At 61.7% G+C, this 24,420-nt stretch carries 23 protein-coding genes and 1 pseudogene; 13 read left to right on the plus strand and 11 right to left on the minus strand.

The genetic code is table 11. The annotated features are described in order from the left end of the window. Positions 1-10: 10 nt before the first annotated feature. Both LB556_RS31965 and LB556_RS30990 read left to right on the plus strand, forming a co-directional pair. A pseudogene (locus LB556_RS31965) lies at positions 11-133 on the plus strand (hypothetical protein); the annotation flags it as partial. Positions 134-166: 33 nt separating this feature from the next. Continuing rightward, entirely contained in the window at positions 167-697 is a 531-nt protein-coding gene (locus LB556_RS30990) for a calcium-binding protein (protein WP_224571226.1), read from the plus strand. Between the two features lie 104 nt (positions 698-801). Here the strand turns inward: LB556_RS30990 and LB556_RS30995 are convergent, their stop codons facing one another. The 6 genes from LB556_RS30995 to LB556_RS31020 all read right to left on the minus strand — a co-directional run bounded on the left by LB556_RS30995 (position 802) and on the right by LB556_RS31020 (position 6,239). After that, positions 802-1,464: a methyltransferase family protein gene (locus LB556_RS30995; RefSeq protein WP_224571205.1), complete on the minus strand. Its 663-nt coding sequence runs from the start codon at positions 1,462-1,464 to the stop codon at positions 802-804. Positions 1,465-1,763: 299 nt separating this feature from the next. After that, complete coding sequence (locus LB556_RS31000) at positions 1,764-2,303, minus strand: prepilin peptidase (protein WP_224571206.1); 540 nt, start codon at positions 2,301-2,303, stop codon at positions 1,764-1,766. A gap of 1 nt (position 2,304) precedes the next feature. Continuing rightward, positions 2,305-2,862 (minus strand): tetratricopeptide repeat protein, encoded by a 558-nt coding sequence (locus LB556_RS31005; RefSeq protein WP_224571207.1) that lies wholly within the window; start codon positions 2,860-2,862, stop codon positions 2,305-2,307. 54 nt (positions 2,863-2,916) lie between these two features. Further along, positions 2,917-3,867, minus strand: a complete 951-nt coding sequence (locus tag LB556_RS31010) for a type II secretion system F family protein (protein ID WP_224571227.1) — start codon at positions 3,865-3,867, stop codon at positions 2,917-2,919. Positions 3,868-3,885: 18 nt separating this feature from the next. After that, entirely contained in the window at positions 3,886-4,857 is a 972-nt protein-coding gene (locus LB556_RS31015) for a type II secretion system F family protein (RefSeq protein ID WP_224571208.1), read from the minus strand. Further along, a complete protein-coding gene (locus LB556_RS31020) occupies positions 4,857-6,239 on the minus strand; it encodes a CpaF family protein (protein ID WP_224571209.1) in 1,383 nt (460 codons plus the stop codon). The genes LB556_RS31015 and LB556_RS31020 overlap by 1 nt, the downstream gene beginning before the upstream one ends. Before the next feature lie 540 nt (positions 6,240-6,779). Between LB556_RS31020 and LB556_RS31025 the strand changes: the two genes are divergently transcribed. The 10 genes from LB556_RS31025 (at position 6,780) to LB556_RS31070 (ending at position 14,868) form a co-directional block, all read left to right on the plus strand. Beyond that, the gene (locus tag LB556_RS31025) at positions 6,780-6,995 is read left to right on the plus strand and encodes a Flp family type IVb pilin (protein WP_224571210.1); all 216 of its coding nucleotides are present in this window, start codon (positions 6,780-6,782) and stop codon (positions 6,993-6,995) included. Between the two features lie 101 nt (positions 6,996-7,096). Next, positions 7,097-8,137 carry a Flp pilus assembly protein CpaB gene (cpaB, locus tag LB556_RS31030; RefSeq protein WP_224571211.1) on the plus strand — a complete coding sequence of 347 codons (1,041 nt, stop codon included), beginning with the start codon at positions 7,097-7,099 and terminating at the stop codon, positions 8,135-8,137. 49 nt (positions 8,138-8,186) lie between these two features. Beyond that, a complete protein-coding gene (locus tag LB556_RS31035) occupies positions 8,187-9,620 on the plus strand; it encodes a type II and III secretion system protein family protein (protein WP_224571212.1) in 1,434 nt (477 codons plus the stop codon). A 4-nt stretch (positions 9,621-9,624) separates the two neighbouring features. Then, positions 9,625-9,900: a hypothetical protein gene (locus LB556_RS31040; RefSeq protein WP_224571213.1), complete on the plus strand. Its 276-nt coding sequence runs from the start codon at positions 9,625-9,627 to the stop codon at positions 9,898-9,900. A gap of 75 nt (positions 9,901-9,975) precedes the next feature. After that, on the plus strand, positions 9,976-11,403 hold the full coding sequence (locus tag LB556_RS31045; protein ID WP_224571214.1) for a TadE/TadG family type IV pilus assembly protein: 1,428 nt from the start codon (positions 9,976-9,978) through the stop codon (positions 11,401-11,403). 59 nt (positions 11,404-11,462) lie between these two features. Further along, on the plus strand, positions 11,463-11,942 hold the full coding sequence (locus tag LB556_RS31050) for a TadE/TadG family type IV pilus assembly protein (protein WP_318011358.1): 480 nt from the start codon (positions 11,463-11,465) through the stop codon (positions 11,940-11,942). A gap of 17 nt (positions 11,943-11,959) precedes the next feature. After that, the gene (locus LB556_RS31055; RefSeq protein ID WP_224571216.1) at positions 11,960-12,586 is read left to right on the plus strand and encodes a TadE/TadG family type IV pilus assembly protein; all 627 of its coding nucleotides are present in this window, start codon (positions 11,960-11,962) and stop codon (positions 12,584-12,586) included. Continuing rightward, entirely contained in the window at positions 12,583-13,746 is a 1,164-nt protein-coding gene (locus LB556_RS31060) for a CpaE family protein (protein WP_224571217.1), read from the plus strand. The genes LB556_RS31055 and LB556_RS31060 overlap by 4 nt, the downstream gene beginning before the upstream one ends. Then, on the plus strand, positions 13,733-14,305 hold the full coding sequence (locus LB556_RS31065) for a L,D-transpeptidase (protein WP_318011359.1): 573 nt from the start codon (positions 13,733-13,735) through the stop codon (positions 14,303-14,305). Before LB556_RS31060 ends, LB556_RS31065 begins: the two co-directional genes overlap by 14 nt. Then, positions 14,302-14,868 (plus strand): hypothetical protein, encoded by a 567-nt coding sequence (locus LB556_RS31070; RefSeq protein WP_224571219.1) that lies wholly within the window; start codon positions 14,302-14,304, stop codon positions 14,866-14,868. Before LB556_RS31065 ends, LB556_RS31070 begins: the two co-directional genes overlap by 4 nt. A gap of 98 nt (positions 14,869-14,966) precedes the next feature. On the opposite strand, the gene LB556_RS31075 is transcribed toward LB556_RS31070, so the two are convergent. Beyond that, positions 14,967-15,434 carry a hypothetical protein gene (locus tag LB556_RS31075; RefSeq protein WP_224571220.1) on the minus strand — a complete coding sequence of 156 codons (468 nt, stop codon included), beginning with the start codon at positions 15,432-15,434 and terminating at the stop codon, positions 14,967-14,969. A gap of 212 nt (positions 15,435-15,646) precedes the next feature. Here LB556_RS31075 and LB556_RS31080 point away from each other — a divergent pair, with 212 nt between their 5' ends. Continuing rightward, positions 15,647-15,901: an autotransporter domain-containing protein gene (locus LB556_RS31080; protein WP_224571221.1), complete on the plus strand. Its 255-nt coding sequence runs from the start codon at positions 15,647-15,649 to the stop codon at positions 15,899-15,901. Positions 15,902-15,908: 7 nt separating this feature from the next. Here LB556_RS31080 and LB556_RS31085 read toward each other — a convergent pair whose 3' ends face one another. The 4 genes from LB556_RS31085 to LB556_RS31100 all read right to left on the minus strand — a co-directional run bounded on the left by LB556_RS31085 (position 15,909) and on the right by LB556_RS31100 (position 21,927). Further along, complete coding sequence (locus tag LB556_RS31085) at positions 15,909-17,672, minus strand: SEL1-like repeat protein (protein ID WP_224571222.1); 1,764 nt, start codon at positions 17,670-17,672, stop codon at positions 15,909-15,911. Between the two features lie 47 nt (positions 17,673-17,719). After that, a complete protein-coding gene (locus LB556_RS31090) occupies positions 17,720-19,129 on the minus strand; it encodes an HlyD family type I secretion periplasmic adaptor subunit (RefSeq protein ID WP_224571223.1) in 1,410 nt (469 codons plus the stop codon). A gap of 108 nt (positions 19,130-19,237) precedes the next feature. Beyond that, positions 19,238-21,535: a peptidase domain-containing ABC transporter gene (locus LB556_RS31095; RefSeq protein ID WP_224571224.1), complete on the minus strand. Its 2,298-nt coding sequence runs from the start codon at positions 21,533-21,535 to the stop codon at positions 19,238-19,240. A 212-nt stretch (positions 21,536-21,747) separates the two neighbouring features. Further along, the gene (locus tag LB556_RS31100; protein ID WP_224571225.1) at positions 21,748-21,927 is read right to left on the minus strand and encodes a hypothetical protein; all 180 of its coding nucleotides are present in this window, start codon (positions 21,925-21,927) and stop codon (positions 21,748-21,750) included. Between the last annotated feature and the right edge of the window lie 2,493 nt (positions 21,928-24,420).

A 24,420-nucleotide genomic window follows, 5' to 3' on the forward strand; every position in this document is an offset into this window, starting at 1 on the left:
GCCATAGAAAGTGCCGCCACCCCCGTCGAGTCCTCCGCCCCCAACCGGTGGCGGCACTTTCTATGGCACCCGCGGCGCTGACGTTCTTCATGGAACAACAGGTGCCGAGACGCTGATCGGCGGCGCCGGCAACGACACCTACTATGTCAACAATACCGGCGACAGGGTGATCGAGGCGATCGGCGGCGGCACGGACAAGGTGCTTGCCTCGGTGAGCTATGCTCTCTTGCCTGGCTCGGAGATCGAGCTTCTCGCTGCCGCGAACCGGTACGGCAGCACGCCAATCAACCTGACGGGCAACGAATTCGGCCAGACCGTCCGGGGCAATGCCGGCGCCAACGTCATCAACGGTGGCGGCGGCGCCGACACGCTGACCGGTTTTGGAGGCAAGGACGTCTTCGTTTTCAACACCGCGCTGGGTGCCGGCAACGTCGACAAGATCACGGACTTCAGCGTCACCGACGACAAGATCCAGATCGATCACACCGTGTTCAACGGGCTCCAGCCAGATGCGCTGCCAACGGGGGCATTCCACGTTGGCTCGGCTGTGCATACCAGCAGCCAACACATCATCTACAACAGTTCGACCGGGGCGCTGTCTTTCGACAGCGACGGCGTCGGCGGCGCACATCAGATACAGTTCGCCGTCCTTGCTCCGCACCTCTCTCTGACGGCATCTTCATTCATTGTGACCTGAGCCTTTTCAGCGGAACGCCCGGCTGCTGGGATTGGATCCGGCCAGATGTTTCTCAAGCGTTGCGGTGTTACGAACGCCACATGGCATGGACGACCGGCTGAACATCACTGGCCAGGTGCAGGCACCACACGACGCAAACGCGGGAAAAGCATCGGGACGCGCCGGGCATATGCATCATATTCGGGGAAGGTCTGTCGAAGGATACCTTCCTCGTTGCGAGCGCGCCGGTACTGGAGAAGAAACTGAAGCGCGCCTAAAGCCACCATCAGCGATGAAAAATGCGAAAGGATCATTCCGAGAACGAATACCGCCTCACAGATATAAAGCGGATGCCGGACAATCGAGTATGGACCAGTGGTAACCAGGCGACGAGCTGTCGCCATGAGAGAGAAGGAACGGCCTAGCCAATAAAGACAGAAACTCGAACTGGCCGTACCGATGAAGACCAGGCAGAGAGCCGTCACTTGAGCCGCCTCATTTTGCAATGCCGGCGTCAGGTTCAATGCAAGCAGGATAATAAATGTTCCAGCTATCGAGGTTACTCTCGGTTCAATTCCCTGCGCAGTCCCCTTTGGCGGAAGGCGGACGATTGTCATCACAAGCTGCAACGACAGAAACACGGTTGACGCCAGTTGAGTAACGATTGCGAGCGAGCTTGCTGAGGCATCCTGACGGAAATAGAGGAGCAGAGGCATCGCGCTGGACGTCGCCAAAACCGTCATAGCAAAGACGATGGCGAGACGGCCAAAAAAATCCTCGTTCAACATTTTCATCCCCTCCTTAAGCAGTCATTGAAACATCGCTTCCGCGCCCCGACAAGAAAACGGTTTCCAAAGAGTTAACGGCTATGCCGTCTCAACGTTTGATTAATCTGTCCGGTGTATCGTGGACAAATGCCAAACCTTCTACCCGTGCTTCGTATCCTGGCCCCGACCTCAATTGTGGTTTCAGCCATCGTGATGATCGCGCTCAATCCTCACAGCGCAACGTTTGCGTTTTGGTTGGCGTTGCCTATAAATGCGGCGGGATGGCTCGCGTCTCGCACAGCAGAGCGGACAGCCTAAGTTCAATTGAGTTGATCCAGGATTCCCGAACTGGTCGCAACCACCAGAGTCTTGTAGATTTCGAAGACTATCGTGCAGATCGTCGCCAGGGAAATCGGCACCCCAAACGGCACAACCCCCTTGCGATCCAGATACTGAACATAAAGGCGGAAAGCGCCCTGCGGCAGCATGAATGGAATTTTCACGACTGCGGCCGTGACGACAGCAAAAACCAGCAGCAGAACGGAAAACAGGATGAGGCTCTGCCCGCCGATCAGAAGGGGCACGACCGCCATCAGCTTGACATCGCCGGCGCCGATCTTGCCCAATGCCCAGAACGGGAAGAGAGCGACAAACAACAGAATGCCCGCCATGGTGCTCAGCCCCATATCCCACCACGACCCGGACTGGAGCGACAGCAGCAATGGCGAACCCGCGCCCAGGCAAAGCAGCAATAGCACGTCGCGATTGGCTATCTTCCGCGTGGTGAAGTCGAACCAGGCGATCCAAGCAAGCAGAGGGATGGCGAGCGCCTTCAGAAGCAGTGATTCGGCAAGCAGCATGCTAGCGCTCGATGTTCTGCACGCTTGAGGACAGAAGCTTTAGATTGTTGGCGACTGTCGGATCGTTGGGCGCCAGTTCATAGGCTTTGAGGAAACTCGTGCGCGCGTCCTGCAACTTGCCGCGCAGCAGGTAGGAATAGCCGACATTGTTGTAGTACTCGGGCGATGCGCCAACCAGCCGGAAGGCCTTGGCGTAGGCACGGTCGGCGAGGTCGAACCGGTGGATGCGGTCGCACGAGGCGGCCAGTCCCATCCAGGCGCCACCATCGTTGGGCGCCAGTTGCGTCGCCTTGAAGAACAAGGCGCCGGCATTGCCGTAATTTTCCGCACGGAACTGGTTGGTGGCTTCGGCCACGGCCTGGTCCGAGGCGTAATATTCGACAGCGCTGACGGTCTTCAATCCATCGAACGCATCGCCAAAGGATGTCACGTCGCCTTTCGACGGCTCATTGGTGCGCACGACACCACCAGTGGTGTCCGCACCTTTGGTTTGGCAACCGGCAAGCGCCATCAAAAGACTGGCTGCGGCTACGGCTGCGAGGCGCATTGGCCCTGTCATTTCTGTCCCCTCAGAGCCCTACGACTCTATTTTAGAATCAAAGCATATAACCATTTAGAAGAAAACGCCTTTCATGCGAATGATCACTGGCAACATGATGACCATGAGCACAACGGGAAAGATGCACAGCCCCAATGGGATCATCATTTTGACTGGCAGAGCATTTGCTCGCTCCTCGGCATGCAGGATTCTCTGGCTGCGCATTTCGTCGCTATAGACACGCAGCGCTTCGGTCAGGCTGGTGCCAAGTTCTTCCGATTGGCGGAATAGCACCGCCAAGGCCCTAGCTTCCTCAAGTCCGACGCGGTCAGCGAGTTCGCGCAACGCCTCTCGTAGCGGCTTGCCTGCGCGCAATTGCAGATTCATGATCGCAAGCTGGATACCGAGCCATTTGTGGGTGCCAGCCATTTCGGTGCTGACTCGCTCGACCGCGGCCTCCAAGCTCATGCCGGCGTCAGCGCAGGTGATCATCATATCCATGAAATCTGGAAAACTGCGGCGATAGATATGCTTCTGGGCATTCTCGAATCGATCGAGCATGACGCTCGGAACGACTAGGCATGCAAGCCCGAACAAGGCAGCCGCGGCTAGTGCGACAAAGCCAGGCAAATACGGTGGCAGTATGCGCGACAAGAGCGCATAGACGCCTAAAAAGCCAATTCCGACAGCTCCGATGCGTGACAAGGTGTAGATAAGAGGGGCACTTGACTGATAGAAACCGGCACGAAAGAGCTTGGCCTCGAGCGCATTTGGCTCCCCCCGCTCCTTCTCGACTGTTCGGAAATAGGCGTCAACCGGCCGCTGTGCCGATATGCGGGCGAGTTGTTCCTGACCGGCAAGCGAACGACGGTCGGTGATTCCCTCCGCTATGAGGCTCTGTGTGACCAGCCTTCGAGTCTGCAATACCGGCAACAGGATAAGAGCCCCGAATAGGAAAAGCGCCACCGCCGCAAGAAAAACGGCAACTGAGATCAGAAGGCTTATGTCCTGGGTGTTCGAAAGCAGGTTGATGGCTCGCCCCCGTCAAAAGTCGAAATTGACCATTCGATACATGATGAAGTCGCCCAAGAGCGCCCATGCCCCGAAACCCACAAAGACTGGAAAGACGACGGGATCGTTCGAGATACCGCCGTAATAAGCCGGGGCAAGGACCTGAAGAATCAGAAACATCACAACCGGAAACAGCGAAATGATCCACGCCGACACGCGGCCCTCGGCTGAAAGCGCCCGGATCTTCATCCGCAGCTTCTGTCTTTCTCGCAACACCGAGGACAGGTTGTGCAGGATTTCGGTCAAGTTTCCGCCTGTCTTGGCCTGAATCGAGAGTGACACCGAAAGCAGATGCAGGCCTTCGAAGCCTACGCGCTGCGAGAGTTTCCGAACCGCGTTTTCAAGACTGAGGCCGAAAGTGATTTCGTCGGAGACTATCCCGAATTCCGTGCCGAGCGGATCGGGCATTTCCCGGGCGACAAGGGCAATTGCCACGGATGTCGGGTGTCCGGCACGCAATGAACGCACGATCATGTCGAGTGCATCCGGCAGTTGCTTGGCGAATTTCTGGATTCGCTTGTTGCGGGCACGCCGGAGAACGAGCAATGGTAGCACCAAGCCGATGACGAAAAAGATGATCAACGCGATGACTATAGAGAAATCCAACAGCAACGACGATGCCAGCGCCAAAACGAGGCCGGCCAGAGCGAACATGCCGGCAAAGGCTGTCGGACTGCCAGTGATACCCGATTGTGTATAGAGCCGGTTCAATCCGATCGCGCGAAAAATAAAGTCGCCGGTGTCCGTCAGTCCACGTTCGCGCAACAGGCCCTGCAGACTCTTTTCCGCCGGCGCCTCCTCGCCCAGTCGTTTGAGCCGCCGATTGATCGTGCCCGTTCTGAGCCGCCGCCCAGCGTAGGACACATAGAGCGATTCGGCGGCAAGGATCACTGACGCCGCTGCCAGCACATAGATGAAGTAGAGGAGCGTCTGACCGGTGGGCATCAGAGTGGCGCCTGGGGATTGAAGGCATCCTTGGAAAAGTAAAGCCCAAGCGTCGCCGCTTCCTGGGCAAAACGTGGGCGGATGCCGGTGGCACGGAAATCTCCCACGATCTTGCCTTCCGGCGTCACCTCGCGCCGAACGAAGTGATAAATTTCCTGGAGTTGGACGACATTGCCTTCCATGCCGGTCAATTCCGATATTGAAATAACCCGTCTGCCGCCATCCGAAAGACGCTGCGTCTGTACGATGATGTCGATGGCCGATGCTATCTGCGCTCGGATCGAGTCATTGGTCATCGGCATGCCAGCCATACCCACCATCTGTTCGAGGCGGGACAATGCATCGCGTGGGGTGTTGGCGTGGATGGTGGTCATCGAGCCTTCATGGCCGGTGTTCATGGCCTGCAGCATGTCGAAGGCTTCCTCGCCGCGAACCTCGCCGACGATGATACGGTCGGGGCGCATGCGTAGCGCGTTCTTGAGCAGCTCGCGCTGACGGACCTCGCCCTTGCCCTCGACATTGGGCGGGCGGGTCTCAAGACGGCCGACATGTGGCTGCTGCAACTGCAGTTCCGCCGCATCCTCGATGGTGATCAGGCGCTCGGTGGCTGGAATGTAGCTCGACAGCGCGTTGAGCAGAGTAGTCTTGCCGCTGCCGGTGCCGCCCGAAACGAGGATCGATTTGCGCGCCTGCACCGCGATGCGCAGCAGATCGACCATCGGCTGGCGGATCGAATTGAACGCCATCAGCCGTTCTAACGAATAAGGATTTTTGGAAAATTTGCGGATCGACACCAGCGGGCCGTCCACGGAGATCGGCCGCACCGCAATGTTGACGCGCGAGCCATCCTCGAGGCGGGCATCTGCCATTGGCGCCGATTCGTCGACACGCCGGCCGATAGCGGAAACGATCTTGTTGATGATACGCAGCAGGTGCGCCTCGTCGCGGAAGCGTATCGAGGTCTCCTCGATCACACCACGGCGCTCGATGAAGACGCGCTTGTGAGTATTGATCAAGATGTCGGCGATCGAATCGTCCTTGAGCAGCGGCTCGATAGGCCCGAGCCCGAGCATCTCGTCGGCGGTATCGCTGGTTAGCTGGTCTAGCTCGCGCGCGTTCAGCGGCACATTGTGACTGCGCACGAATTCGCGAACGATCGGGCGAATCTCGTTCAGGATCTCGTCCTTGGATGCGGTTTCCAGCGCAGTCAGGTTGAAACGGTCAATGAGGTGGCGATGAAGCTCGACTTTCAGCGTCAGGAAGTCCTCGCCATGCGGTTCGATATCGGCAGAAGCAGCGGGGACAATTGGCAGCACAGTCAGCGCCTCGGCCTTTGTCGCGGCCTGCTGCTCGCTTGGTCCCTTGATAAACCGCCCCAGCATAATCCGTTATACCCCTCTAGCGCATATTAGCGGAAACTAAACGTTAACCACGCGGCGCACAAGCGTCGGGGTGTCCCAGGTGCCACCAATACTTTCAACATAGTTAAGGAGCGCACCAAAAAATATCGTTTTTTATTTTCTGGTCACATGCTGCCAAACATGAGTGGCTTACTGAACTTTGATCGCATCTTGTGCTCCTGGTCCGCTGCGGCTTCGGCACACACTCATATTTGGCTATAACCCCCTAGATATAAAGGGATATGCCATATCGCTAAAGTAGCCATAGCTGCATTAGCTGATTTGCATAATTATGAACGAATGGTTAAGGACGCTTGAAAAATTAGACGAATCAAGCTCTTGCTGAATTTTAAAACCGCGCCCAACTCCAAAGTTCATGTATTGGGAAGTTAAGGAACCGTTAATCCCGTTTGACTCGGCAATTTCTCGGGACCTAGGATCGAGATGACGGGGGATGCTTGGGTATGGAGTTCATCCTTGGCTCTGTCTCGTCGGGTTCAACCTCCAAAGGGAGAAATTGACATGAAGAAGCTCATGACGATGACCCGGCAGTTCCGCGACGACGAAAACGGCGCTGCCATGGTCGAATATTCCATCCTCATCGGCATTATCGCCGCCGCGTCGATCCTGATCATTATTGGAATCGGCATCTGGGTAACCGGTCAGTTCACCGGCCTTTGCACTGCGCTCAATGGCCATGGTGCTGCAAACAACACGGGCTGCGCCGCCGCCACTTGACTTGTGAGTTCAGGCCCGGGTCGTCCGAACCGGGCCTGACATCATCGTTAGCGGGTGAACTCCCGCATTATGGATTTTGATGGATTTTGGGGCTTGGGTCCATGCGCGCCAACACACTTATAATGATCGTCCTCGCCGGCGTGTTCGGCGTGCTGGCGGTGGTGCTTGCCAACATCTGGTTGGCCGGTCAGCGCAGCGCCATGGCGGAAGCAAATGGTACCCAGCGCGATACTGTGGTGGTTGCAGCCGTGTCGCTGAAATTCGGTGACGCGCTTTCGGCAGACAAGCTGCGCGAGATCGCATGGCCGGCAGACGCGATTCCAACAGGCGCCTTCAAGACAACGAAGGAAGCACTGGCTGGCGAAGGTGCAAGACAGGCTCTCCAAACAATTGGCGTCAACGAACCGATACTCGCCACCAAGATCACCGGTCCCGGCCAGCGCGCCACGCTTTCGGCGGTAATCGGCGAAGGCATGAAAGCTGTTTCCATACGGGTCAACGATGTGCTCGGCGTCGCCGGCTTCGTCTTCCCCGGCGACCGCGTCGATGTTTTGCTGACTCGCACGGTGCGCGACAGTGATGGGGCGGACAAGAGCTTTGTCGACGTGCTGCTGCAGAGCATGAAGGTGCTTGCCGTCGATCAGGTCGCCGATGAGAGCAAGGACAGTCCGACCGTGGTGAAGGCGGTGACGCTCGAGGCCAGCACCAAGGATGCACAGAAGCTCACCTTGGCGGCCGGCGCCGGCCAGCTGTCGCTGGCGCTTCGCCAGGCCGCGGCCAGCAAGGGCGAGACGACCGAACGCGTGACGCTGTCGGATTTAACTGGCGAAACGCCGGACGATGTCGCCAAGCGGCAGGCCGAACTCGACAAGAAAGCGGCGGCGGATGCCATGGCGGAAGCTGAGCGCAAGCGTGCCGACGACAAGATCGCCGGGCTCGCCCAGGCCGTTGAGCGTGTTGGAAGCCGGCTCGACGAGTTGGGCAAGGCCAAGCCGATTCCCGTGGCGGCCCCGGCGCCCGCGGCCAAGGACGTCGTCAAGGAAGTGATCAAATATGTGCAGCCGGAGCCACCTGCACGCGCCACGGTTGGGGTTTTCCGGGGCGTGAAGCTCGAGACCTACGACGTGCCACGGCAACCATAGCAAAAGTACGAAATCGGGTTGCCATAGGCGGCCATTGGGGAGACGGGGAATGAAGGGGTTTTGGTTATGGACGGCAACGGCCGCCTTGGCGGCGCTGCTGTCGAGCGTTGCGGCAGATGCGGCCGACCGCTTCATCGACGTGTCGAACCCAAGCGTCCATCGTGTTTTCCTGCCGATGTCGCAATCGGTGACGATCCAGGTCAATGCCAATCTCGGCGACATCGTCGTCGGCGACGAGAAGATCGCCGATGCGCAGCCGATGACCGACCGCACGCTTTATGTCATCGGCAAGGGCGCCGGCACCACCACGGTCAATCTCTTCTCCACCGACAAGCGCTCGCTCGGCGTGATCCAGATCGAGGTCGGCGTCGACGTGAGCGATATGGCCGCGGCGATCCGCCAGGTTTCGCCGAGGTCGCGCATCGAGATCGGCTCGGTCAACGGCAGGGTGCGGCTTGGCGGCCATGTCAAGGACGGCGCGACGCTGGCAGCGATCATGGAAGTGGCGCAGCAATACGGTCCCGATGCCATCATCAATGCCGTCACCGTCGACGACAGCCAGCAGGTCAATCTCGAAGTGCGCGTGCTTGAAGCGAAGCGCAATGCCGGCCGCGATCTCGGCGTGTCGATCAAGAGCACGAACAGCAGAGGCACGACTCGGGTCGGGACTGGCGTTGCCACCGTGGACAAGGAAGGGGCGGAGCTGGGGGCGGGCGACCTTGTCAGTGGCCTGCTGTCGAACAGCAATCCGTTCGCTGCCTTGATCACTCGCGTCATCGACAGCAACATTAAAGTCGACCTGATTATCGAGGCCCTCGAGGCTAAGGGCGTGGTGCGCACGCTGGCGGAGCCGAACCTCACCACGCTCTCGGGCGAGGCTGCCAGCTTCAACGCCGGCGGGCAGGTGCCCATCCGCAGCGTCGACGCGAATGGCCAGGTCCAGATTGAGTACAAGCAGTTCGGCGTCAATCTGAATTTCACGCCGGTCGTGCTTGCCGACGACAAGATCCACATCAAGCTGGCGCCGGAGGTCAGCGACCTTACCGGCTTCACCTCAGCCGGAGACCCGATCTTCACCAACCGCAAACTGGAAACCGTCGTCGAACTGCGCGACGGTCAGAGCTTCGCCGTCGGCGGGCTCCTGTCCAGCAAGACCACCAAGCTGCAGAACCAGGTGCCCTGGCTCGGCCAGGTGCCGGTCATCGGCGCATTGTTCCGCAATTCGAGCAACCAGAAAGAAGAGACCGAACTGGTGGTGATCGTCACCCCGCATCTCGTGCGGCCGGTGAAGCCCGGTGAGCAGCTGGCGACGCCGTTCGACAAGACGCGACCGGCGAACGACCCGGAGTTCTTCCTGCTCGGCCAGCTCGAAGTGAACAAGGACATGATCCGCAAGTACGAAACAGGCGACGGCGTCACCGGCCCCTATGGCCACATGCTGGACTTCAAATCGAAGGACAAGATGCTCTATGTCAAGAAATAGCGCCTTGATCCTCATTCTGGGCGCCAGCCTGCTTTCGGGCTGCGCCGCGGATTATCTGAACCACTACGACACGGTGACCTTGGCCGCCGGCGACACGCAGAAGTTCAATTCGATGCTGCAGACGGTCGATCCGCTGAACCCGGCCTCCAGGAACACGCATATCGAAGGCGACGGCACGCGCGCCGCTCTTGTTGCGCACAACTACAAATTTCCGCCGCCGCCGCCACCGCCACCGGCGATCACGGTCAATGTCGGTGGGTCGGGCGTGACGACGCCGTGAACTGAACGGAAAGGTGCGACTTCAGCGCTAAGCAAGACGAGGATCTTGGCGCCAGGGGAAGTAAAGGGCTGGGCCATGTTGCGGATTGTTCGCGCGTTCTGGCACGATCAGAGGGGAATAGCGCTGATTCTTGTCAGCATCATGCTGCCGGTGATCATCGGGTTCTCATTGTTAGCTATCGACGCTAGCCGGATGAACAACCTGCACAACGATCTGCAGAAGGGCGCTGACGCCATGGCTCTTGCCTCGGCGGCGGAGTTGGACGGGAAATCTGACTCCATCACTCGGGCGGACCGCGCCCTCGGCCTTGTGAGCAACCAATATAATTTCTCAGGCGCAGGTAGCGCGACGCAAGACTTGGCCACTGCCGGCATCACCAGGCGCTATCTCCGGTCGCTGCCGGCTTCTGACAGTTCACCAATCGCGGCGGCAAACGTCATCATCGACGAGGTTGCCGGAGCCGTGGAGGCAAGATTTGTCGAAGTCGCAGTCACGCCGGTAGGCTTTTCGGCGATTTTCCCGGCCTCATTTATCAACGGAAACAACGCCAACAACTATCAAGTCGGTGCTGATGCCGTGGCTGGGTTCCGAAGCTCGGTCTGCGACTTCACACCGATGTTCATCTGCAACCCATTCGGCGATGGCGAAGATGGCTTGAACAAACTGGCCCAGAGTCTCACCGGTCACAAACGCGCCATGATCGCGCTCAAGACGCAGAAGAGCGGGCAATATGGGCCTGGAAACTACGGGTTCCTTCAAACTCCAGATGGCGATCTTGCCACTCCGAAGATCACCGAAATGTTCGCGTCCACCAAGCCAAAAGCCTGCTACGGCAGCGAAGGCGTGAACACGCGACCGGGTAACATTCCGCCAGTCAATGACGGCATCAATACCCGGTTCGATATCTACCCCGGTGGCAACAAATACGATCCCGCCACTTATCCGCCAGCCAGGAATGTTCTCAAGGGCATGGATGTCAAGAATGCAGGCAAGTCGAGTTGCGATTATGTCGCCGGCAGCCCGGCCGCCAGTTACATGGCCGAACCGCACGACACCTGCCTGCCCAGCTGCGCAACCAACGTTCCCGACAAACTCGGTGACGGGAATTGGGACCGCCCCACGTATTTTAGCGTCAACCATCCTGGCAAGACAGTGACATCTGTCGGCCTCGACGCCAATGCCAGCCGATACGAAGTGTACACGTGGGAATTCAACAACCCGGCTGAGCACGGCGCCGAACAGACCACGCCGCAATGCAACACCGGCTCGGCAGACCCCAAGCGACGCCTGATCGATGTGGCGATCCTCGATTGCAGCACGCTCAACGTAAGCGGAAGCGGCGGAAACTATCCCGTGCAGACCTTCGCCAGTTTCTTTCTCACCGAACCGGCTGGCGGGCCGCCCAACGCTGACATCTATGGCGAGATCGTTGATATAACCGGTCGTGGCGGCCAAGGAACGCTCGACAATTTTCTCCGCAACGAAGTCCAGTTGTACCGGTGATGGCAATGAGAAGGCTTTGCCGCTATCTAAGACGATTTTGCCTGGAACAGCGCGGCACCGTGCTGATCGAGATGGCTCTCGTCGCGCCGCTGATGGTGCTGCTCTCGGCGGGCGTGTTCGAATTCGGCCGGTTCATCCATGATAAATTTCTGGTGGAGGCCGGTCTCACCGACGCAGCCCGCTTCGCAGCCCGCTGCAACAGCCAGTTGTATACCGATGCGGGCCTGGCGGCGATCAACTGCGCCGATATTGCAGCAAGCATAGCGGTATATGGCAAGATAAACGGGCAGGCAACGGATCTCACACGCGTCGACGGCTGGAAGAAGTCCGATGTGACGGTAAACATCGCTGATCCCGCTACGTGCCAGAATGCGATCGCCGCCAACGGCACTGTTCTATATCTTTCCACTACGTCGCAGGTATGCATCGTCACGGCGTCCACAAGCTTCCATTACAGCGACTTAGGCATGCTGTCGCTCGTCGGCGTCGGCTCAATCACGCTCGGCGGCAGTCATCAGGAGCGGTTGATCCGATTTTGATGATGTTTAGACGGTTCATGACATCAGAGGACGGCACGACGATGGTCGAGATGGCCATCGCGATGACGCTGCTGCTTACTCTCACCCTGGGCTTCATCGATTTCGGTTTCGCGCTCTACCAGTGGAACGGCGCGACCAAGGCAGTGCAGGCGGGAGCACGATTAGCGTCCATTTCCGACCCAGTCGCACCACAAATTTCGACGGCTGGTGCAACCACGACGCCAGGAGCTCCGGTGGTGGCCGGTTCCTTTGACTATATCTGCGACGGCGCGACTTCGGCTTGCAGTTGCAGCGGAGCGAATTGTGTTGCGGGCGTCTGGACGGCAGCGAATTTCAATCGAATCTTTCAAGGTGACGCCACCGGCGCGGGTACCTGCCCTGGTCTTGCCGCGGGACAACGGCCAGGCATGTGCCATTTCTTCCCATTTCTGCTGCCCGCGAATGTCGTCATCCGATACACCGCCACCGGCCTTGGATATCAGACCCGTTTGGGAGGCCCGGTGCCGACCATCTCCGTCAGCCTACAAAACGTGAATTACCACTTTTTCTTCCTGGGCGGATTGATCCCGGGGCTAGACAATATGGCCATGCCCTCGATGCTCAGCACGGTTACGGGCGAAGATTTGAAGAGTACATCGCCATGAACGCCATCAACACCAAGGTCCTGCCGACCAAGCGAAAGCAGGTCGCGCTGTTTTCCTCCGATCCGAATTTCAAGCGCGAGGTGGCGACGCGGCTCGATGCGCTGGCGATCTACGATGTGCGGGTTGCCGAGACGGACGAGTTTCTGAAAGGTCCGCCGGCGGACACGCGCCCGGGCATCGTCATCCTCGATCTCGGCAGTGGCGACCTGCTGTCGAAGCCCGGCATCGTCGAGGCGCGCGCGCTGTGGGCGGGCGTGCCGCTGATCGCCGTTTCCGACGAATTGACATCGGAGCGGACGCGCGTGCTGGTGCGCATGAACGCGTCGGACTGGCTGCACAAGCCGCTCGACGGCAAGGAGTTGCTCAACGCCGTCACCTTCCACGACAGCGGCAACCAGGGCGCCAAGAGCCGCATCATCACCTTCATCAGCGCCAGCGGCGGCGCCGGCGCCACGACGCTGGCGCTGTCGGCAGCCGAGTTCCTGGCCTCGAAGTCGACCGAGCGCGCGGCCTCGACCTGCCTGGTCGACCTCGACTTCCAGAGCGCCAATTGCGGCGCCTATCTCAACATGTTCAACCAGTTCGACCTCGCCGGCATCATCGGCCAGCCGGAACGGCTCGATGTCGAGCTGATGGACGTCATCAAGCTGTCGCGGCCGTCCGGCCTCACCCTGTATTCCTTCGAGCGGCCGCAGCTGCCGTTCGAGCCGCAGGGCGCCGATTTCGTCTTCCGGCTGCTCGACCTCGTCGCCTACCGCTTCGACGACATCGTCATCGACCTGCCGAACATCGAAACGCCCTGGCACAATTCCGTGCTGTCGACGAGCGACGAGATCTTCATCGTCTTCGAGCTCAATGTCGCCTCGCTGCGGCAGGGCAAACGGCTCTACAAGAAGATCCGCGAGCTGCGCGGCAACGCCGTCTCAATCACGCTGGTGGCCAACAAGCACAAGCGCAAATGGTTCGGCAATCACTTCTCGCGCAGCGAGCTGGAGAAGATCTTCAAGGCGCCGCACATCAAGTCGGTCGCCCTCGACAACGCCCTGCTGGCCGACGCCCTGAACCGCGCCATGCTGCCGTCCGAGGTGGACGGGCGGGCGCGCTTCAACAAGGACCTGAAGAAGATGTTCCGCGAACGGCTCGACGATGCGGCCCGCTAGCCGCAATTGCTTGCGACCGGCGGCCGCCTGCCTCCTCGGCCTGGCGCTGGCGCTTCCGGCCGGACGGACCGCGTGGGCGGACAGCCGCCCGCCCTTGCCGGCCATGGGTCCCAGCCTGCGCAAGACGGTGGCGTTTTCCACGGCCGAGAAGACTGGAACCATCATCATCCGCAAGCAGGAAAAAGCGCTCTATCTGGTGACCGGCAAGGGCGAGGCCCTGCGCTACCAGATCAGTGTCGGACGCGATGGGTTTGGCTGGACGGGTACGGTCCAGGTGGGGGCGAAGACGGAGTGGCCAGCGTGGCACCCACCCAGGGACATGCGCGCCCGCCAGCCGGAGTTGCCTGACATGGTGCCCTCGGGACCGTACAATCCGCTCGGCGCAAGGGCGCTCTATCTGCTCCGCGATGGCCACGATACGCTTTATCGCATCCATGGCACCAACGACCCTTCGGGCGTGGGTTTCGACGGCACGTCGGGCTGTTTTCGCCTGACCAATACCGATGTCATCGATCTTTTCAGGCGCGTGCCTGTCGGCACCAAGGTGGTGGTCCAATGACAACGATCAGCGATCCCGACGAACTGGTGGCGGCGGTCGAACCGCTATTGCTCGACAAGGAGAAGAGCCGGTTCAGGCTCGCCGTCGCCATCTGTGTCGGCCTGGCGCTGTTTGCGCTTCTGAACGCCACCGCTGCCGTCTATCTCTACCGCGGCATCAACGACATGCGCGCGATCGAGGCGCGGCTGGAAGACCTCGGCCAGTTCGAGCAGCGCATGAGCGCGCGGCTGGACACCGTCAACAACGGATTTCAAAGCCGGTTCGAGGCGCTGGACGACCGGCTGCGGGCAAGCTTCGGGGAGGTCAACGCCAACATCGCCCGGCAGGCACCGGACATGTCGGGAAATCACGGTGGCGACGCGCCACGCGTCGTGGATCTCCCCTCGCCCGCCGAGGATATGGCGGCGGTTGCCAGCGCCGAAGCGGATGACCAGCCCGCCATCGCGGAAATGCCGCGCATAACGCGAAGGAGGCAGGCTCCGGCAGTGCCTCCCGCGCCAAGCTCCAACTACCAGCGGATCGTATCCCCGGAAGGCAAAGTCACCTATCACAAGATAAATTAGCGCCGGCAGAGGGTGCCAGGGCGCAGCGGCGGGCTAGAGCTCTTTTGTTTCACGCAATTCCGGACGGAAAACCGCTACGCACTTTCCCTGGAATTGCTCTAGAATTCCCTCTGCAGGGCCATGATCCGGACACGCCGCGATTCAACGCGCATGCCGAGTTCTCGGATATAGGCAAAATGGCAGTAGGCACACGCCGTCGCCCCGCTGACCGCCAGAAGGCAGTTCAGCCAGGTGAAGTCCACCATCAGCGAGAACTGAAAACCGCTCGGCGCCGTGAACGCGGCAATGGTGCTGGCGGTCTGCGAGCGGCCGCCGATGAAAACCATCGACGCCGCCAGGATCAAGGCGCCGTGGTTGGCAAGAAAGAAAGCGGCCGACCTTCTGGCCCGGCAGGCCATCCAGCAGATCCCCAGTGCCGCGCCCAGCAAGGCGAAATCCAAAACCATCGACCCTCCCAGGTAGACATCGACCTGCTGCCAGACCATCCCGGACGACGGATGCAAGGTAAGCCAGATCTTCCACATATCGGGGCTTGCGGGATAGGTTCCGAGCAGGAGCGTGGCCATTCGCTCCGTCGCCAGGATCAGCACGACAAAGGCCGGGAAGGCGAAAAGCAGTAGTGGTCTGCGCTTCATTGTGCCTCGCAATCTAACGCAAGGTTAGGCCGCAAAAGTTGCGCGAGGCTTAAGAGGGCACTTTTCCAGCGGTGACCGCAAATGGTCGGCCTACACGACAGCAATCTACGCCAGCTATTATCCAGGCCAGAACTTCTTCATCGATGGCCTGGCCGGGTATCAGTGGCTGTCATTCGACCCCGCAGCGCTACCTGACGTCCGGCGGCGGCTTTGCCGACGGCGAGCGCGATGGCGGCCAATGGTTCGCCTCGGTTTCCGCCGGCAAGAAGTTCGAGATCGAGAGCTGTCAGATCTCACCTTATGCACGTCTCGACGTCACCGTAGACGCGTGGGAACAACCGGTGACCGCATTGCGGAGCCGGCGTTCCGTGCGATCTCGCCCCAATGGCCAGCCTTAGCACTTCATCACGGCCGCACACCAACAACAGTGCCGGTCTCACCCAAGGCGAATTCGGATAGTTCGTCGGCCGCTTCCGCGATACCTTGCGCCGCCGCTCGCTCGAACCAAAGGCGTGCGGCTATCGGGTTGTGCTCCCCCGCGAGGCCTTTGTGGAGATAGCGGCCGAGCATGAGTTGGGCGTGGCCATGCCCTCGCTCGGCGGCGGCGGCGAACCATTTCTGTGCGGCGGTCTGATCGACCGACAGGCCATGGCCGGAGCCGTACAGAGCGCCAAGCGCAAACATCGCGCCGGCGTGACCGTCCTCGGCGGCCCGCTCAAAAAGCTTTACCGCGGCCGTCGGCGAATGCGCACCTCCGTGCCCGTTGAGCAGCATCTCGGCAAGCGCCACTTGCGCGTCGAGCACGCCGCCGTCGGCCGCCTCGGCAAACCAGGCGCGCGCCTGCTGCGCGTCGGTCGCCACGCCACGCCCCTCCTGAAGGATGCGTGCATACATGTACTGCGCTTCGGCCACGCCTTCGGCGGCGCGCCGCAGCCATTGTGCGGCTCGACCTTCATCCTGGCGCACGCCTACTCCTTTTGCGAAGCAAAGTCCGAGATTGAACGCGGCGATCAGGTCGCCCGAAGTCGCGGCTACCTCGAACCATCCGGCTATGCCTGTGCTATCGTCAGCCCCGCCGGCTCCTCCAAGAACGAGATTGGCGAAGTCGACTTGTGCCTCTTGGCTGCCGCCCTCCGCGGCAACGCGCAGCCATCGCGCCCCCTCCTTATCGTCCTTGGCAACCCCGTTTCCCGTCAGATACAGGGAGGCTATGGCGCGAGCGGCGGCCTGGTGACCCGCCTCGGCCGCCCGCCGATACCAGCTTGCGGCCTCCGCAAAGTCCGGGGGCCGGTTCTTCGCGTGACGATCGCCGAGGAAATACGCTGCCTCCATGTTTCCCCCCAGCGCGGCACGCCGCATCCACGCCTCCCCGGCCGTGGGATCCTGGTCGACGAGGCTGCCGTCGATCAGCATCAACCCCAAACGGAATTGGGCCGAGGGAAGGCCTTTCTCCGCAGCTGACCGGTACAGTCGCTCGGCGGCCGCAAGGTTGGCTGTGACGCCAAGCCCATGTTCGGTGAGAACCGCAAGGAGGTAGATTGCCGTCGGCAAGCCAGCGTCGGCCGCGCGCCGTACCTCTTCCGCGATCCTGGGTCGTTCCGATTTGCCGCCCCGCCGTGCCAGCGAAAGGGCAAAACCGAGACATCCCTCGGCGCAGCCGGCCGCGGCAGACCGCTCGTACCAGCCATGCGCCGCATCCGCATCGCGCATCGCTTCGGGACCGCTGGTAAGGATGTAGCCGAGGATTGCCTGACCGGTCGCGGAGCCCGCGTCGGCCGCCTTGGCGGCAAAGCGGAGCGCAGCCGCAAAATCCGGCTTGCCGGGAGAGTCTTGTTCGAACAGCCGTTCCGATACGGAGCCGTTGCCTTCGGTTTCCGCCGTCGCCAGTCCAGATACGTAGAGTGCGGCGAGAAGCGCCTGCGCATCCCGGTTGCCGTGATCAGCCGCTCGCCGCAGCCAGTGTGTCCCCTCCATGCGACTCGGTGGGACACATGAGCCTTCGAGATAGCAACGCGCGACCCGGTACTCGGCGTCGGCGATGCCGGCGCGCGCGGCCGTCGCCATGAGCGGAAAGGCCTCTGCGAGTCTGCCGCTGTCAGAGAGCTGGATCGCCCGGCGCAAAGCCACCGCCGGGCTCACGAAACCAGTCAGCCGATCCAGAATTGTCATCGATCCGAGCCGTTGCCTTTCCCGTTTGTCGCCTGTCGCCCCGCAGCCTACGGCTCCCGCATCGCTTCCTGGCCGATCGGGAGCATTGCGCCCAGAATGTATTTGAGCACCGTGCGCTGACCGACCTTGACGTCGGCGGTAACCGGCATGCCGGGGCTAACGGTAAAACCGGCGGGTACCCCGTGCAGTGCAACCCGGTCGATGGAAATGCGTGTTCGATAGAACGGCCCGGCGTCCGAGGGCAGCATGGCCCGGGAACTGTTCGGGTCGCGCGCCTGTTCCTGCGCCGAGAACGAGTCCGGGCTGAGAATGCGCACCGTACCGTGGGCGAGGCCGTACTGCGAATAGGGGAAGGTGTCGAACTTGATGACCACGGGATCACCAACGTGGACGAAACCGCTGCTGCGGCCGACAATGTTTGTCTCGATCTCTAGCGGCGCGTCGGCCGGCACCAGCGTGATCAAGCGCTCGCCCGACTGCAGGACCGAGCCGACAGAGACCTTCGCCACCGACTGGACGATGGCGTCCGCTTCGCTCTTCAACTCGACCAGCTGCTTGCGTAGTTTTGCCTTGTTGAGAAGTTCGCGGGCATCGGAGATCCGCGAGTTCGCCTCCGAAAGGGTCTGCGAGACGTCCGCGCGCCAATTCTGGATGTAGCCGTCGCGCTCGGCAGCCACCGCGGCTTGCTGACGCTTGGCTGCTTCAGATGTTTGCTCGGCGTTGGCAAGCGAGCGGGACATCTCCGCCGCGTTGTCCTCTGCGAGAAGGGTGTTGAGGCGGCTCCCCACCGCCCTTGCTTCCAGTTGCTTGCGCATCTGTTCTATCGAGGCCGCGACGGCGAGCCGCTGGCGGTAGCCGTCGGCGTCAGATTGTGAGCGCAAGATTACGGAACTAAGTTCGTCACGCTGCCGGTCAAAACTCTCGAGCTTGGCATCGTAGACCGCCTTGCGCCGGTCGAAGATCGACGCTTGCAGGGTCCAGCTCGGATCGAGACCGTCGTAGGTGAAGGCCTTGCCGTCGGCCTCTGCCTTCAACCGTGCCACTTCGGCTTCGAGCGTCGCGACCTGCGCCGCCAACGCAGCGAGGTCAGCCGAGGCAAACGTCGCATCGAGGCGGGCAAGCAACTGACCGGCCCGCACGTGCTGTCCTTCGCGCACCTCGATCGAGCGCACGATCGCCGTGTCCAGCGGCTGTACGATTATGTCGGGCGACTGCGAGACCACAAGCCCTCTTGTGGTGACGACCTGATCGACCGGTATCAGCCCCGCGAGGGTGATCAAGGCGACGACCAGACTCGAAATGACCCAGACGGTGCCGCGTGCCGCACGTGGAATGGGCGCGTTGGCGACCGCCGTCGACGGCCACTGGAACTCAAGGATGACCGGCGTCGTCGGATCGCTTGTTGTTTTCGTTCGGCGCCAGCGAGTGGGGCGAATGGTGAGGGAGGTGCTACTCATGGCTTACCAGACCTGAAGGACAAGTGACGTTTGCTGAACCGGACCATTCAATCCCATCCATTCGACCCTCAGGGATGCGCCAAAGCGCTTCTCGGCCGCTCGACATCGTCAAATCGACCGCGGCGGGACGGCGACCGGGCGGCCGTGGCGGCTTTCGAGGTGCCGGTTCTGCTGCGACCAAAGTTGGCGATAGAGCGCGCATCGTTCGAGCAGGATCGCGTGCGGCGCAACGTCGAGGACCTTGCCCTGATCCATGACCAGGATATTGTCGCACTCGGTCAGCGAGGAGAGCCGGTGCGAAACGATGATCATCGTGCGTCCGCTGGCGATGCGCATGAGGTTGGCGCTGACAACCGCCTCGCTCTCGGGGTCGAGTGCGCTGGTCGCCTCGTCGAGGATGAGGATGGTCGGATCGTGGATAAGGGCGCGCGCAATCGCCAGCCGCTGCTTTTGACCGCCTGAAAGATTGGGCGAACCTTCCTCGATATAGGTGTCGTAGCCGTTCGGCATTCGCTCGATAAATTCTTCGGCGCCGGCCAGACGGGCGGCCCGCATGGCATCCGAAAGCGTCAGGCCCGCGCGTCCGGCGATTATGTTGTCGCGGATCGACCCGCGGAACAGGAAATTGTCCTGGAGGACCACGCCGAGCCCTTGGCGAAGGTGGCGCAGGTTGATTTCCTTGAGGTCGACGCCGTCCAATTTGAGGAAGCCGCTGTAATCGCGGTTGATGCCCTGGAGCAGGCGGGCGATCGTCGATTTTCCCGATCCGCTGCGCCCGACAATGCCGAACATGGTCCCTGCCGGAATGTTGAAGCTGACCTTGTCGAGCGCCGGCGTCTTGGTGCCGACATAGCTGAAGGTCAGATCGCTGAACGTGACCTCGCCGACGAGCCTTGGTCTCAAGCCGAGAGAATTCGAACTGCTTTCGAGCGGCCGGTTAAGGACCGACGCCGCCTCGCCGATCGCCGCGCCGACTTCCTCGTAGTCCTCGATCAGTCGCGCCAGCCCGACTAGCGGTTGCGCCACGCGTTGGGAGATCATCATAAAAGCGAACAGGCCGCCGACCATGTAGCCCGAACTGTCGTTCATCGCGAGATAGGCGCCGATCAGCATGGTGCCGAGCACCATCAATCGTTCGATTGGCGTAACCAGGGTCTGCGGCCAACTGGCGAACTGCCCAAAGGCCAGACGCGCCCTTCCGGCTTCCGCTACCCGCTCGTCCCAAAGCGCCTTGCGTTGCGGCTCGAGGCCCAGCGCCTTTACCGTCTTGATGCCGACGACGGTTTCGCCCAGCGCCGCCGCCTTCCAGGTCTCGGCGTCGATCACCCGCTGGTACCTCCGGCGCAGCGGCTTGAGGAAGGCGAGGATGATCAGCACGATCATGCCCGCGCACGCAACCACGATCCAGGCGAGCTTGGCGTTGATGTAGAACATCACCGGCAACAGCACGCAGAGCGTGATCAGATCGAGAAACGTAGTGAGGAGTTTGCCGGTCAGGAACTCGCGGATGCGATAGACCTGAGCCAGGTGATACATCGTCTCACCGGCAGGATGACGCTCGAAATAGTCGAGCGGCAGACGCAGCAGCCGGCTGAAAACATGCAGCTGCAGTTTTGTGTCCAGACGGGCCCCGACCACGTTGATGATCAGTCGCCGGGCATGGCCGAGCAGCGTTTCGTAGGCGAAGACGACGGCGATAATGGCCGACAAGAGCAACAGCGTCGAGACACTGTTGAACTGCAGCACCTTGTTGACCACCGTCATGACGATGAGCGGCGGCAGGACGGTAAGAATGCTAAGCGTGAACGAGGCGATGGCGACGTCGCGCAGGGGCCGGCTTTCGAGCCGGACCAGGTCGGCGAGCCAGCGAAGCGTGAAGGGCGCATCCGCCGCAACATACGACCGCGCCGTTCGCAGCAGCACAGCCTCGCCCGTCCACACCTGCGACAGCCGCAACTCGTCGATTGCGACGGCCTGACGGTCGTCAGGTGCATCCGCGCTCTTGAGGAAGACGACATTGCGCTCGGCACTTGCCCCGGTGAGGATAGCCGCCCCGCCATCACTGAACAGAAGAACGACTGGGCCTGTGTCCTGAAAGCGCAAGAGGTGGGACCAGCGAACGCGGACGGCGCGAGACCACATGCCCCCGTTCTGCGCCCACTCGGACAGCTCAGTGGCGGTTGGAACTGGGCCTGCGCCCGCTGACCTGAATTCGGTCGGGTCGAGTTCGACCCCGTGATAGCGGGCGACCTGAAGCACGGCCTTGAGGCGCGGCCCGACCTGGTCAAACTCGGCGGGACCTCCGGGAGACCGCCCCATTTCGCTATCGCCGCCAGCCCCGCTGTTTTCGATGCCGTCGCGGATCGGGACCGCCTGGACTTCGGCATTCAGACGCACGCTCACCATGGACCTTCCTTCCGGTACGCAGGCGAACTCAATGACACCCGGGTCGAATTGCCGATACCTAGGTTTCCGACCCTCCCGCTTTGTACTCCGAATTGACGCTTCGCGCGACTCCCATGCCAATCCCCGCTCCGAAATGTAACGCGCGAACCTCGCTCTCCCATGAGTTTCGCGCGCACGTTTTTCCTCCAGTGGTTTCGCATCAGGATCCTTGCTCACTCATGCGGCTTCAGAAGATCCTTCAGCGTCGTCTTGGCAGTGTGGTCGGTGCTGGCGTAGCCGGCGCCCTGTTTGGTTGCATCCGAGGTCAGGTCCGCACTCGCGCCCGACGGCTGGTTCTGTTTTTGACCAAATCCGCTGATCGTGTTGAGGACATTGAGGAGATCGGCCCCCACCGAGCCGGACGCCAGGCCGATCAGATGGCTTATCGACGGCGAGGCGCCGACGCCGCCGCCATTGCCGGTGGAGCCCGACTGCAGGAATTGCGACGTGTCCTTGAGGCCGAGGGAGTCGGTCGTGACGTTGGCGGCGTTACCTCCGTTTCCTTTTCCTTGACCGCCGGCGGAGTTGCCCTGTCCGGAGTGGATGCCGTTGTCGCCGTTGTTGTGGTCACCAGAATTACCTGGTGCGTCCTGCTGTCCATTACCGTGGCCGTTATTGCCATGACCCTGACCACCGGTCTCTCCGCCCGAGCCGGTCGATCCTGTCGGACCAGTTGGACCAGGCGAGCCCGTTGCTCCTGTCGAACCCGTTGCGCCGGTGGTGCCGGTGGCGCCGGTGGTGCCGGTCGCTCCAGTCGCTCCAGTCGCACCCGTGGTTCCGGTTGCGCCGGTCGACCCTGTCGCTCCGGTGCCGCCGGTCGAACCTGTGGCTCCGGTGCCGCCGGTCGAACCTGTCGCTCCAGTTGAACCTGTAGCACCAGTCGAGCCGGTCGCACCTGTGGCTCCCGTTGCTCCTGTCGAACCAGTCGAGCCGGTGGCGCCAGTCGAGCCGGTCGCGCCGGTGTGGCCAGTCGCTCCAGTTGCACCCGTGGCCCCGGTCGAGCCAGTCGCACCTGTGGCACCCGTCGCTCCGGTACCGCCGGTTGCGCCGGTCGAACCTGTTGTTCCAGTCGAACCCGTAGCACCAGTCGAGCCAGTCGCTCCAGTCGCTCCAGTCGAGCCAGCGGCACCGGTGGCTCCAGTCGAACCTGTAGCGCCCTTTGGCCCGGTCGCTCCGGTCGAACCGGTCGCACCAGTCGCACCAGTCGAACCCGTGGCGCCAGTCGCACCAGTATGACCTGTGGCTCCAGTCGAACCGGTTGCACCGGTATGGCCGGTCGCACCAGTCGAGCCGGTGGCGCCAGTCGAACCGGTCGCGCCGGTATGGCCGGTCGCACCAGTCGAACCCGTGGCGCCAGTCGAACCGGTCGCGCCGGTATGGCCGGTCGCACCAGTCGAACCTGTCGCTCCAGTTGAACCTGTCGCTCCAGTTGAACCTGTAGCACCAGTCGAGCCGGTCGCACCTGTGGCTCCCGTTGCTCCTGTCGAACCAGTCGAGCCGGTGGCGCCAGTCGAACCGGTATTTCCCGTGACTCCAGTCGAACCGGTTGCACCGGTATGGCCCGTCGCGCCGGTCGAACCTGTCGCTCCAGTTGAACCTGTCGCTCCAGTCGAGCCGGTCGCACCTGTGGCTCCCGTTGCTCCTGTCGAACCAGTCGAGCCGGTCGCGCCGGTGTGGCCAGTCGCTCCAGTTGCACCCGTGGCCCCGGTCGAGCCAGTCGCACCTGTGGCTCCCGTTGCACCGGTACCGCCAGTCGAACCTGTCGCTCCAGTAGAACCCGTAGCACCAGTAGAGCCGGTCGCACCTGTGGCTCCCGTTGCTCCTGTCGAACCGGTGGCGCCCGTGGCTCCGGTTGCACCAGTCGAACCTGTTGCGCCTGTATCGCCAGTTGCACCTGTGGCACCCGTAGCTCCGGTCGAACCTGTCGCTCCGGTCGAACCCGTGGCGCCTGTATCGCCGGTTGAGCCCGTGGCACCCGTATCACCGGTCGCACCTGTGGCACCGGTTGCGCCAGTCGAACCTGTGGCGCCCGTATTACCAGTCGCACCTGTGGCTCCGGTTGCTCCAGTCGAGCCCGTGGCGCCTGTATCGCCAGTCGCACCTGTGGCTCCGGTTGCTCCAGTCGAGCCCGTCGCACCCGTATCGCCGGTCGCACCTGTGGCTCCAGTCGCACCGGTTGAGCCCGTGGCGCCTGTACCGCCGGTTGCACCTGTGGCGCCGGTTGCACCTGTCGAGCCCGTGGCGCCCGTATCACCGGTCGCGCCTGTGGCGCCGGTAGCTCCAGTTGAGCCCGTGGCTCCAGTCGAACCAGTGGCGCCTGTATCGCCGGTTGCACCTGGGGCTCCGGTTGCTCCGGTCGAACCCGTGGCACCCGTATCGCCGGTGGCACCTGTGTCGCCCGTGGCACCAGTAGATCCGGTCGCACCGGTGGCTCCAGTTGCTCCAGTCGAACCCGTGTCGCCGGTGGCACCCGTGGCTCCGGTTGCTCCAGTCGAACCCGTGTCGCCGGTCGCGCCTGTGGCTCCAGTTGCTCCGGTCGAGCCGGTGGCGCCCGTATCGCCGGTCGCGCCTGTGGCTCCGGTTGCTCCAGTTGAGCCCGTTGCACCCGTATCGCCGGTCGCACCTGTGGCTCCGGTCGAGCCCGTGGCACCCGTATCGCCGGTCGCACCAGTTGCACCGGTCGAACCGGTAGAGCCCGTGTCGCCGGTGGCGCCCGTGGCTCCGGTTGCACCAGTCGAACCTGTTGCGCCTGTATCGCCAGTTGCGCCGGTGGCACCCGTAGCTCCGGTCGAACCTGTCGCTCCGGTCGAACCCGTGGCGCCTGTATCGCCGGTTGCTCCGGTTGA

This window comes from Mesorhizobium sp. ES1-4, assembly GCF_020164745.1.
GTDB lineage: Bacteria > Pseudomonadota > Alphaproteobacteria > Rhizobiales > Rhizobiaceae > Mesorhizobium.

Bases quoted from the DNA above. Each gene is read 5' to 3' on its own strand.
- LB556_RS31015 (WP_224571208.1), bottom strand. From the start codon at position 4,857: ATGCCCACCGGTCAGACGCTCCTCTACTTCATCTATGTGCTGGCAGCG.
- LB556_RS31070 (WP_224571219.1), top strand. From the start codon at position 14,302: ATGACAACGATCAGCGATCCCGACGAACTGGTGGCGGCGGTCGAACCG.
- LB556_RS31085 (WP_224571222.1), bottom strand. From the start codon at position 17,672: ATGACAATTCTGGATCGGCTGACTGGTTTCGTGAGCCCGGCGGTGGCT.
- LB556_RS31035 (WP_224571212.1), top strand. From the start codon at position 8,187: ATGAAGGGGTTTTGGTTATGGACGGCAACGGCCGCCTTGGCGGCGCTG.
- cpaB (WP_224571211.1), top strand. From the start codon at position 7,097: ATGCGCGCCAACACACTTATAATGATCGTCCTCGCCGGCGTGTTCGGC.
- LB556_RS31000 (WP_224571206.1), bottom strand. From the start codon at position 2,303: ATGCTGCTTGCCGAATCACTGCTTCTGAAGGCGCTCGCCATCCCTCTG.
- LB556_RS31095 (WP_224571224.1), bottom strand. From the start codon at position 21,535: ATGGTGAGCGTGCGTCTGAATGCCGAAGTCCAGGCGGTCCCGATCCGC.
- LB556_RS31025 (WP_224571210.1), top strand. From the start codon at position 6,780: ATGAAGAAGCTCATGACGATGACCCGGCAGTTCCGCGACGACGAAAAC.
- LB556_RS31065 (WP_318011359.1), top strand. From the start codon at position 13,733: ATGCGGCCCGCTAGCCGCAATTGCTTGCGACCGGCGGCCGCCTGCCTC.
- LB556_RS31045 (WP_224571214.1), top strand. From the start codon at position 9,976: ATGTTGCGGATTGTTCGCGCGTTCTGGCACGATCAGAGGGGAATAGCG.
- LB556_RS31060 (WP_224571217.1), top strand. From the start codon at position 12,583: ATGAACGCCATCAACACCAAGGTCCTGCCGACCAAGCGAAAGCAGGTC.
- LB556_RS31075 (WP_224571220.1), bottom strand. From the start codon at position 15,434: ATGGCCACGCTCCTGCTCGGAACCTATCCCGCAAGCCCCGATATGTGG.
- LB556_RS31090 (WP_224571223.1), bottom strand. From the start codon at position 19,129: ATGAGTAGCACCTCCCTCACCATTCGCCCCACTCGCTGGCGCCGAACG.
- LB556_RS31020 (WP_224571209.1), bottom strand. From the start codon at position 6,239: ATGCTGGGGCGGTTTATCAAGGGACCAAGCGAGCAGCAGGCCGCGACA.
- LB556_RS31080 (WP_224571221.1), top strand. From the start codon at position 15,647: ATGGCCTGGCCGGGTATCAGTGGCTGTCATTCGACCCCGCAGCGCTAC.
- LB556_RS31005 (WP_224571207.1), bottom strand. From the start codon at position 2,862: ATGACAGGGCCAATGCGCCTCGCAGCCGTAGCCGCAGCCAGTCTTTTG.
- LB556_RS31055 (WP_224571216.1), top strand. From the start codon at position 11,960: ATGACATCAGAGGACGGCACGACGATGGTCGAGATGGCCATCGCGATG.
- LB556_RS30995 (WP_224571205.1), bottom strand. From the start codon at position 1,464: ATGTTGAACGAGGATTTTTTTGGCCGTCTCGCCATCGTCTTTGCTATG.